This is a genomic window from Planctomycetia bacterium (genome assembly GCA_016795155.1).
Classification (GTDB): Bacteria; Planctomycetota; Planctomycetia; order Gemmatales; family HRBIN36; genus JAEUIE01.
Window position 1 is genome coordinate 155986 of the sequence record JAEUIE010000006.1, and the last position, 10501, is coordinate 166486.

Annotated in this window: 11 protein-coding genes; 8 read left to right on the forward strand and 3 right to left on the reverse strand. The window is 53.1% G+C overall.

The annotated features are described in order from the left end of the window. Positions 1–102: 102 nt before the first annotated feature. Positions 103–468, reverse strand: a complete 366-nt coding sequence (locus JNJ77_03520; protein MBL8821632.1) for a DUF971 domain-containing protein — start codon at positions 466–468, stop codon at positions 103–105. Positions 469–599: 131 nt separating this feature from the next. On the opposite strand from JNJ77_03520, the gene JNJ77_03525 reads away from it, so the two are divergent. Next, entirely contained in the window at positions 600–2099 is a 1500-nt protein-coding gene (locus tag JNJ77_03525; GenBank protein ID MBL8821633.1) for a Gfo/Idh/MocA family oxidoreductase, read from the forward strand. A 198-nt stretch (positions 2100–2297) separates the two neighbouring features. Here the strand turns inward: JNJ77_03525 and ybeY are convergent, their stop codons facing one another. Next, positions 2298–2723, reverse strand: a complete 426-nt coding sequence (gene ybeY, locus JNJ77_03530; GenBank protein MBL8821634.1) for an rRNA maturation RNase YbeY — start codon at positions 2721–2723, stop codon at positions 2298–2300. Positions 2724–2839: 116 nt separating this feature from the next. Between ybeY and JNJ77_03535 the strand changes: the two genes are divergently transcribed. Both JNJ77_03535 and JNJ77_03540 read left to right on the forward strand, forming a co-directional pair. Beyond that, the gene (locus tag JNJ77_03535; protein MBL8821635.1) at positions 2840–4678 is read left to right on the forward strand and encodes a WD40 repeat domain-containing protein; all 1839 of its coding nucleotides are present in this window, start codon (positions 2840–2842) and stop codon (positions 4676–4678) included. A 27-nt stretch (positions 4679–4705) separates the two neighbouring features. Further along, positions 4706–4855: an addiction module protein gene (locus JNJ77_03540; protein ID MBL8821636.1), complete on the forward strand. Its 150-nt coding sequence runs from the start codon at positions 4706–4708 to the stop codon at positions 4853–4855. A gap of 78 nt (positions 4856–4933) precedes the next feature. On the opposite strand, the gene JNJ77_03545 is transcribed toward JNJ77_03540, so the two are convergent. After that, the gene (locus JNJ77_03545) at positions 4934–5182 is read right to left on the reverse strand and encodes a hypothetical protein (GenBank protein ID MBL8821637.1); all 249 of its coding nucleotides are present in this window, start codon (positions 5180–5182) and stop codon (positions 4934–4936) included. Between the two features lie 328 nt (positions 5183–5510). Between JNJ77_03545 and JNJ77_03550 the strand changes: the two genes are divergently transcribed. From JNJ77_03550 to recA, 5 genes are all read left to right on the forward strand, one after another. Further along, positions 5511–6389, forward strand: coding sequence for a hypothetical protein (locus JNJ77_03550; GenBank protein ID MBL8821638.1), 879 nt, complete (start codon positions 5511–5513; stop codon positions 6387–6389). Between the two features lie 76 nt (positions 6390–6465). Beyond that, positions 6466–6909, forward strand: coding sequence for a DUF4442 domain-containing protein (locus tag JNJ77_03555; GenBank protein ID MBL8821639.1), 444 nt, complete (start codon positions 6466–6468; stop codon positions 6907–6909). A gap of 56 nt (positions 6910–6965) precedes the next feature. Beyond that, positions 6966–7706: a sulfite exporter TauE/SafE family protein gene (locus JNJ77_03560; protein ID MBL8821640.1), complete on the forward strand. Its 741-nt coding sequence runs from the start codon at positions 6966–6968 to the stop codon at positions 7704–7706. After that, a complete protein-coding gene (locus JNJ77_03565) occupies positions 7703–8854 on the forward strand; it encodes an acyltransferase family protein (protein MBL8821641.1) in 1152 nt (383 codons plus the stop codon). The genes JNJ77_03560 and JNJ77_03565 overlap by 4 nt, the downstream gene beginning before the upstream one ends. Positions 8855–9110: 256 nt before the next feature. Continuing rightward, positions 9111–10217, forward strand: coding sequence for a recombinase RecA (gene recA, locus JNJ77_03570; protein MBL8821642.1), 1107 nt, complete (start codon positions 9111–9113; stop codon positions 10215–10217). Positions 10218–10501: the final 284 nt, after the last annotated feature.

The window sequence follows — 10501 nt, forward strand, 5'->3', positions numbered from 1 at the left end:
TCGTAACGATGCGGTGAATTGGCACGGTTAGCGTGCGTACACGCAAACCGTGGCACCCTGATCATTGTGACACCCGACCCGCAAGACTCCTTATCTTAGCTGTCAGCGGGTGTGTGTCTCCCACTTGCAGAGCGAATAGAGGAACTCAAAAGTGAAGATGCCCAGATCGTGGCCATCGCTCCAGATGATTTTATAGGCATAGTTGCCTACCGGATTCATGGCAGTGGGCTTCACTGGTTCATTGCGGGGAATTTCCTTTTCCTGCAGCACCCGAAGCGAAAGGCCGCCATCCGTCGGCCTGGCAACTGGCTCCATGATCTTTTGGCGATCTTCGTTGCACAGGGCACAAGGACAGACTTCACGCAGCTTTACCCACAAGATGGTGCCTACGCGACCATCACTCCAGGTGATCTGCAAGCGGTCGTCGCCAGATTTAGCCAGTGCGGTGGGGCGGGGGAAAGAACTCATGCTGACAGTTTATGTCAAAGTAGTCTCGCTGAAAGACTTCTACTTTTCCATTTCCCTTGTGCGTCAGTTTTTTTACAATCACACCATCCCACCGGTTTGATTCCCACCTGATTTGAATGGAGATCTACGCAATGCGACCGAATAACCTCTCCCGCCGAGGCTTTCTGGCTGGCTCGGCCACGGCACTGGCTGCCACCGGTTTGCCCATGTGGTATGCCCGTGAAGTAGTAGCTCTCGAACAGGAACATGCCATTCGCGCTGTCAAATCGGTGAACGACAAGCTGCAGGTGGGTGTAGTTGGTTGTGGCGACCGCGTTCGCTCCGGCGATCTGCTTTATGCTTTGCTGCGGAATCCCAATGTCGAAGTGATTGCCTGCTGCGATGCTGACGCCAAGCAACTTGAATACACGGCCCGCATTGTGGAAGGCGAAAAGCCCAATAATACCCGAGGCAAAAATCTTAACGAGTTTCGCCAACCCATTCCGTCGGGCGAACCCGATCCAAATCGTAAGACCAATGTGAAGGTCAAGCGTTTCAAGGATTATCGCGACTTGGTAACGATGCCGGAACTTGATGCCGTGCTGGTTACCACCCCAGATCATTGGCATGCACTTCCCGCCATCGCTGCTTGTCGGGCTGGCAAAGATGTCTACTGTGAAAAGCCACTGTCATTGACCATTGCTGAAGGACGGGCGATGGCCAATGCCGCCCGCATGCACGGCCGGGTGTTTCAGACAGGCAGCCAGCAGCGTTCCGAACTGGGCAAGTTCCGCCTGGCTTGCGAACTGGTGCAGAATGGCCGCATAGGCAAAATCAAGAAGATTGATACCCGCATCGGCAACCCCGATAAAGGTGGCCCATTTAAGAATCAGGCACCACCCGAAGGGCTCGACTGGAATCTCTGGCTCGGCCAGACACCGGAAGTTCCCTTCTGCAAGGAACGCTGCCATTACCAGTTCCGCTGGTGGTATGCCTACTCAGGCGGCAAGATGACTGACTGGGGTGCTCACCATAACGATGTGGCCCAGTGGGCACTTGGCATGGATAACTCTGGCCCAGTGAAAGTCACTGCGGTCAAAGGCGAACAGCCCGGCATCGAGAATGGCTACGATTGTCACATGAACTTCGAAGTCATTTTCGAATATGCCAACGGCGTACCTGTGCATTGCATGGCTGCAGGCGAAAATGGCGTTCGTTTCGAAGGGGAAAATGGCTGGATTTTTGTCAGCCGCGGTGATCTAAAGGCCAGTGATCCGAAGATCATCAGTGAGCCGCTGGGCTCTGATGCCAAGCGACTGCTCGCCTCGCCCAACCACATGCGCAACTTCCTCGACAACATCAAGAGCCGAGGCCGTTGCTGTGCAGATGTGGAAATCGGCCATCGCTCCGCCACGGTTTGTCACTTGGGGAATATCGCTCTTCGTTATGGCATGGGCAAGACCCTGCACTGGGATCCTTACCACGAACAGTTCCAGGAATCCGATGCCAACCAGCATGTATCCCGCCAGATGCGTGCCCCCTGGCAGATCGACCCGATGTACGACACCATCGGCCACCACCGTGCACAGAATGTGGAATGGTACGTAGAACCCCGCCGACGAGGTTTCCTGCGTCGCATCTTCCGCAAATAATCTGTGGGTCACGATTTCATCGTGATGGGAGGTGTAGTTGCTGGACGCACCTCTCCATGAATGACTCAGATGTATTCCGAAATCTATGACACGATACAATCGTGTCCCACTCTGCCGTGGGTCACGATTGTATCGTGACAGCGTCGAGCGATATCCTAACGCACTTCACCGATGACACGTTGAAAACGTGTCCCACCGCTATTCCACTGCAATCTTCAGTTGCTTGAGATAATGCTGTTCCCGTTTTCGCATAACTTCGCAGTCTTTTTCATTCAGATCGTCGTAACCACACAGGTGCAGTATGCCGTGGATGACGTAGAGCAGTAACTCATCGACCGGGGCGTGGCCTCTATCTTTGGCAGCGGCAATGGCTGTTTCCGTGCTGATGGCGATGTCGCCATGCAACGGCTTTTCCGAATAGGGAAAAGTGATGACATCAGTAGGTTCATCATGCTCCAGGAATTGCTTGTTCAGCTTGTGGATGGCGGCATCGGTCATCAGGGCAAACGTGACTTTAGCCTGCTTATGGCCCTCACCCTGCAGCACGGCACGAGCCGTTTCTTTGATACGGGCATAATCCAGTTCCAGCACTTCCTGCTGGTTGGCAACTGATACACTCAGCATGAACGGCCTGCCTTGCTGAAAAGATTCCTGGAATTGTAGATGCCCTGACTGATACTTTCAGGTAAAGTTTATGATGAGAGAATAGAAAACAAAATGGAAGAACCGAAGGATTTGCCATGAGTGCAGGTACGACCAGAGAATTGCAGGCTATGAAAGGCTGGAAACTGCCGGCCCGGGTCGTCCACGTTCTTGGCGATCCGCGGTTTCGTGTGGAAGGCTCCATCCTGGCGATGCTGCCCACGTGGGATGGCACGACTTGGACTCTGGAAGAGCCAGGCATCCTGAGGCAATGGAACACGCGCGAAGGGCGCGAACTGCAACACCAGTCGCTGAGCGATCTGGAAATGCTTTGGGCACTCGGAGGCAAACAGCCCGCACTGGCCTCCGCTGCTGACGATGTCACTTTCTGGAATACTGCAACTGGCACTGCAATCAAATCAGTCAAACAGCCTTCCTGGGTAACTGCGCTGGCATTTCGTCCTGATGGCGATGTTCTAGCAACAGGCCATGATGATGGACGAGTTCGGCTGTGGGATGTCGCCAGCGCCACCATGACTCGCGAATGGCAGATGGAAGACACAGGCATCAGCACGCTGGCGTTTTCGTCCGATGGGCAAAAACTCGCTGCAGGCCGCGAAGACCGCACGCTCTGCCTGCTTGATGTGGTGCATGGCGTCGTGATTGGCAAACTGAAAGGCCACACGGATAGAATCTCCGCCATCACCTGGCATCCGAGCACACGTTTTTTTGCCACCTCCAGTTGGGACACTACTTGCCGGGTTTGGAATGTGCAGCAGGGGGAACAGATCTACATTCTCAACGGGCAGGCGGACCAGGTGCATACCGCTGCCTTTTCTCCTGATGGGTCCATGCTCGCCAGTTCCGACAGCGAAGCAACCATCTGGCTGTGGGACCCCTTCCAGGGCAAAGTGCATCGCAAGATGAAAGGCCACCTGGGTGAAGTCACGCAGTTGGCTTTCACGCCTCAAGGCGATTACCTAGTTTCAGGCGGTTCCGATGGCAGGCTCATTCTCTGGGATGTTGCCACGGGGGAAAACGTTTTGCGAACTCGTGCTGACAGCACGCATACTTCCCGCATCAGGCTTTCTCCTCGGCAGGATCAGGTTGCAGCCATCCTTGGCGGAGAAAGCATTCACATATGGGATGCACAGCAAGGCAAACCGGTCAAGACCATTGAATCGATGCCTAGCCTGGCTACTGCTCTGACCTATCAATCAGGGGAAGCCTTGCTGGCCAGCGGTCACGACGATGGCAAAGTCTTTTTCTGGGATACTGGAACCGGCAAACAAGCCGGGCAGACGCACGATCATAATACCCGCATCACCACAATGGCAACCGATGCGAATGGTAAGCGACTGGCTACCGGCGGTAGCACCGATGGCTACGTTTTCATTCTTGATATTGCGACGAACGATATCCTGTTGCTGATTCCCGGTGCTACCGAAGGCTGCACCGTAGAAACGCTGGCCTTTGTGCCCGGCACTCCTCTGCTGGCGGTGGCTGGGATCGATTGGAAGAGTTCCGGCCAGGAAGGATGTCTGTGCCTGTGGGATCTGGAAAAGCCCGCGAAGGTGCTGTCGATACCTGTAGGTGGAACCGCATTGGCAGCTCATCCGAATGGCAAACAGTTAGCCGTCGCTACGCTGAATGAATCGATCTGCCTCTATTCACTGCCTGATTTGAAACTGGAGCGGGAACTGATCGGCCATGCAGGGATGGTGACGGGCCTGGCCTTCACTGCCGACGGCCAGCGGCTGCTCTCTTCCGGAGAAGATGGCACTGTCCGCGTCTGGGACATGAAGACCGGTGAAGAAGTGCAGATGTGCGAAACAGATGTCGTCATCCGCGATCTGTCGATCTCTGCCGATGGCCGCTATGTCTACACCGCGAACGCCAATGCGACAGCGTTTGTGATAGATTTGAAACGGGAGTAATGCATTGGCCGAAAAGCAAACCGCAGTGTGTTGCGTGAACTTTTGAATCTGCCTGCGGTGGAACGTTTTCGCCTGGCTGACAGACTCTATTCTAGCTTGTCGGAAGAAGACCAGGATGATGCCCTGGAAGCGGAACTGGATAGACGCTGGAAAGAAGTTGCCAGTAGAATGGTTTAACCCCTGCCCCGCTCGGCGTTGAAGAAGTTGCCTGCGAAGTCATGAATCGATAAACCCATTTGCACCAACCATTATTTCCTAGTTTTTCTTGACAGGTCCTGGCACGAATCTCAGCAAAGCTCCCGAAAGGGAATTCGTAATAGTGAGCGTAGACAGGTCTGTGAACACCAGATTTACCCAACTGAGATTATTGTCCGCATTCCATGTTATTTGCTTGATGGTCTTCGCCGTTATCAGACGTTCAAAAGCTTTCGGCCCGCCCACAGGCACGGGCGCCTTGGTGCTATAGGTTTCGTATGATTCCGAGCGTTCGAAAGTAATGGACATAAATACCTCCTCGAATATGTGGTAATTTCGCTCTGTATTGCCACGATAAGCCTTGATACTACATCATGCGACAGTTTGAGGTGAAATACGTCACAGTTTATGCATTTTTGGAACTTGCTGCAGAAAAGTTCAGCATTTTGCCACATTCCGTTGGCTACTCGCGTCGGGATGTAGTTGCGAGGTAACGTAAGCACACCTCGGCGGAGTGTGTCACCGGTTCTGGACTGTTTCAACAACATTCCGCAGTTAGCCACTATCGGCGTCATTGGCTTTGATTTAGAATGAGACGACACGTTGTTGCCATCACCTTGCATTGGGAGTTCTCATCATGGCTCTGCCCGCTGAATATATGACTCCAGAAATGTACATGGGTTTCTACCGTTCGATGTATATTACCGTTGCAGAAGGATCAGATGTCCATGTGGATATTCGCAAATATTTGAACCACGGCAAAGTGGTTCCTCTGCCTACTCCCGATCCCGTCACCAAGAAAACGCCTCCTCCCAGAAAACCTGAGGGCATCCTGGAAGAGCGTGCCACTGCAGCCAACAAGGAATACTGGTTGATCCTAAGCCAGGTGGCAACCGACCCCTTTCGGGATTCGCCGGGCGGCAACGCCAAGAAAATCACTGCTAATCAAGTACCTTTGGATTTTTATTTTGGTGGAAGGAAATACAACAGAAGACAAGTTCATCTGGCCTACATGGGCAAGGGCTCACCAGTCGATGTTGCCATGGCACTTCGCCTGGCTTCTCGATATCGGATTATTTCGACCGAGGGATATTGCGATAAATTTTTAGGCCTCGATTGCACCGGTTTCGTCAGCAACTACTGGGGATTGAGCAAAACAGAGAACATCGATCACAAGGATTTCGACAAAAACCGCAGGAAGGATCTCTCCACCATCAGGATTGGGGATGCACTGGTCTATTACAAAGGCAAGCAGAGCAGTGAGCATAAGAAAGTACGGTCGATGCACATCGCTGTTCTGAATGAAGTATTGTCCGAATCGAATTCGGGGTCCGAAGTCAAGCTGACGATGAATTATGTTGAGTCTGCCGGGAATGATGAAGGCGTTCATAAATCACAAACCAGAGAAATCGTTTTCAAGAAAACCCGTGAAGGTGAGTTGTACTACGACACAACTTCGGGTAACACGGGTTACCTGTGTGGCGGGCCACCGATGAACAGACCAAACGGATTTTGATAAACCCATCACTGCAGGGCAGGCATGCTGATGATGATGCACACCGGTTGCTGGTGAAAGGCTGGATCACCTAATCATGGATGTCACCGCCATTCCTTTTCATGCACATCTCGCCCTTGAGCTGGCCTCACCGCCTCACCTGCTGCAGTTGTCGCCTCGTGATGTACATCAGAATCATCTGGGCACTATTCATGCCTCGGTGATGATTGCTGTCGCCGAGGCAGGCAGCGGATTATTTCTGCAACAGCATCTGCAGGAAGACGTTGCTCGATTGGGAGGCATAATATTACCGATCATCCGTCGGATCGATGCCAAGTTTCATCAGGCTGGTCAGGGGTTAATTTACTGTCGATGCGCAATGGAACCTGATGCTCTGCGCGATGTGCTGGAAGAGTTGAAATCGCGAAACCGGGCCAAGGTGGTGGTGCCCATGCAGGTGGTTGATACAAAATCAACTCTGCTGCTCAGTGCCAGCTTCGACTGGTTCATTCAACGCCAAGCCAATACTCCTTCCAGATGACCACTGATTTCACTTCTCTCGTGCTGGTGTTTGTCACTGCGGTTGCAGCAGGGGCGATGAACTCGATCGCTGGTGGTGGCACGCTTTTAACATTTCCACTTCTGATTTGGCTGGGGCTCGATGGCAAAATGGCCAATGCTACCAGCACCATCGGACTGTGGGCTGGTTCGCTCGGCGGTGCGTGGGGCTATCGCCAGGAAGTGATGCACCAGAGTGCGTTGTTCTGGCCTTTCTTTCTCTCCAGCCTGCTGGGTGGCGTTGTTGGCAGCTTGCTGTTTCTTTACACGGATCGAAGCACCTTCAACGATTTTGTACCCTGGCTGATTCTGATTGCTACGCTGATGTTCGCATCGCAATCGGTTCTGAAAAACCTGATCGGCAAAAAGGGGGAGACGCATTTTCATCCGAACCGCTGGCCACTTGTCGCAGGTATTCAGTTCCTGGTAGGAATTTATGGTGGCTATTTCGGTGCAGGCATGGGTATTCTGATGCTGGCCATCCTGGCTTTCCTGGGCATGACGAATATCCATCGCATGAACGGCATCAAGAACATTGCCGCAACGGTGATTAATGGTGTTACCATCATCATCTTCGTGAGCTACAGCCTGCTGGATGAAAGCAGGGTTCAGATTCACTGGCCGGTAGCGGTTGCCATGCTGATTGGCGCCTGCATTGGCGGGTATGGCTGCACAGGGCTGGCGAAGAAACTGCCCATCGGCGTGGTGCGCTGGATAGTCATCCTCATTGGCCTGGTGGGAGCCGCTTCCACCGCTTACAAGACCTGGTTTGCTACATGAGCACAAACCCTCCTCAACGGCTGCGATACCTCGACCAGTTTCGAGGCTACACCGTTTTCGGCATGATCGTCGTGAATTATCTGGGTCTGTTTAACAAACAGATTCATCCGATCTTTCATCATCACAATACCTATTGCAGCTATGCCGATACCATCATGCCGCAGTTCTTCTTTGCGGTGGGGTTTGCACTGCGGTTTACCATGGTGAAGCGGCTGCAGACCGAGGGCTGGTGGCCTGCCCATGGCAGACTGATCAAACGAGTATTCGGGCTGCTACTCATCGCAGCTCTGGTGCATGGGTTCGACAATGCCAACCTGAATTGGGCAGCGCTCCAGGAAAAGGGCTTTTTCGTCTGGCTCGAAAACACCTGTTCGAGAAACTTCTTTCAGACATTGACCCATATTGCTGTGACCACATTGTGGGTGATCCCGGTCATCAGTCAAAGCTGGCTGGTGCGATTACTCTGGCTGGTGGCATCAGCCTGGCTGCATGTGGTGTTGTCGCAGGAGTTTTATCTGCAGTATGCATTGACCCGACCGGTGATTGATGGCGGTCCGCTCGGCTTTCTCACCTGGACCATACCGGTGCTGGCTGGAACCTTTGCATCAGATTTTCTTACACGGCCTGGCGTGCAGGGTGTATTTGGCAAACTGCTGGCTGCTTCGCTGGTAGTGATGGCCTTGGGGTATGGCTTATCGTGTCTTCGTGATCCTTCGGCATTGCCCCAAGACGAGCCTTACTTTTCCTGGAAGGCACCGCCCTTCCTGCCGCCCTGGGATAAGAACAATCCCGATGCCACGTATGAGCAAAGACATAATCTGGATCGCAAGCAGACGGTGAAACTCTGGACGATGAGCCAGCAGACGGGAGCGGTTTCCTACCTGGTATTTGGCACTGGCGTTTCGCTGTTGGTGTTGGCATTATGCTGGCTGATATTCCAGAACTGGGAAATCGGTTTGTTCCGTACGCTGGGCAGCAATGCACTGATTGCCTACATCGTGCATGGGATGGCTATTGATGCGGTTGTGAAACTGATCCCCCGAGATGGTCCACTCTGGGTGGTGCTGCTGGGGTTAGCCATCGTCATGGGCATCACGTGGCTGGTCTGCCGCTCGCTGGAGAAGAAGGGGTGGTATGTGAAGGTGTAGGGGGTAGGAGTAGGGTGGGTCGAGCGATTAGAACCCCAAAGCACTGGTGGTCTCGCTGATTCAAGCTCGCCCCACCATGCGATTGCAACAGTTGGTGGGGCGAGCTTGGTTTCGTATACGTCTTATCGCCGAGTACTTATCGCTCGACCCACCCTACCTATCCACTACTTTTCCCCTTGTTCACTTGCCGACTCGTAGTGTCGGGATAAGTTGCATTTGTACACTATTTCTAACCCATTCAGACAAGGAACCAGCCATGCCTCCAGCACCTACCAGTCACAAATCATTGGCCGACGATAAAGAGCTGATGAACACCCTGGGGCAGATCGAGAAGACCTTCGGCAAAGGCGCGATCATGCAACTGGGGGAGAACTCGGTCACCGATGTGCCGGGCATTTCTACCGGTGCTTTGTCGCTGGATCTGGCACTTGGTGGCAAAGGATTCCCGCGTGGCAGAATCATTGAAATCTATGGGCCGGAATCGAGTGGTAAAACGACCATCGCTCTGCATGCGGTAGCTTCAGCCCAGAAGCAGGGTGGCGTTGCTGCATTCATTGATGCCGAACATGCACTCGATCCATCGTGGGCCAAGCGGCTTGGAGTTGATCTGGAAGCATTGCTGGTCAGCCAACCCAGCAACGGCGAAGAAGCGCTGAAGATTGCTGAAATGCTCGTGAAGAGCAATGCGGTAGATATCATCGTCATCGATTCGGTAGCGGCTTTGGTGCCCAAGAATGAAGTGGAAGGAGAAATTGGCGATTCGCATGTGGGCTTGCAGGCCCGCTTGATGAGCCAGGCTCTCCGCATTCTGAACCCGATCATTTCCAAGACCAAGACCTGCATCATCTTCATCAATCAGATTCGCCAGAAGATTGGCGTGATGTTCGGCTCGCCTGAAACCACCGCAGGCGGGTTGGCACTGAAGTTTTATGCTTCGGTGCGTCTCGATGTCCGCAAGATCAGCACTGTCAAGGAAGGCGAAGATACGGTAGGCAGCAGGATCAAAGCCAAGGTGGTCAAGAACAAGATTGCTCCGCCCTTCCGCAGTGCCGAGTTTGATCTGATGTATGATCAGGGCATCAGCCGGGCAGGCGATCTGATCGACCTGGCTTTGGAAGAAGGATTGCTGGAAAAGAGCGGGGCCTGGTTGAATTATGGCGAAACCCGCCTGGGCAATGGCCGGGAAAATGCCAAGAGCTATTTGAACGAGCATCCGAAGATACTGGATGAAATCACGAAGAAGGTGCTGGAAAAACGAATCCCCGATATGCGAGCAGTCACTGCTACAGCACCTGAAGAGAAAGCCGAGAAGAACGGCAAGCCAGAAGCCCCGGCTGGGAAAAAAGTTAAAGCCGCCGACTGAAATATTTAGCCCACGGTTCTTCAAGCCGGGGGTGGGTGCGTGCGAAGGCTTGATGTGCACTTGAGTGCAGATAAACGATGCGGTAAAATACAAATTACTGCAAAAGTACCTATGCGGTGCATTGGCACGGTTAGCGTGAGTATACGCAGAGGCCGTCCGGTAATTCAGAGTGCATCGAGGATCCATTGTATTTGCCCGTTGTTGTTTCCGCAGCGGTGGTTATGTCGCAGCAGAAGTTGATAGTTGGCGATGGCAGCGAGTAGTTGTGTTTGGTTGTTGCCCAG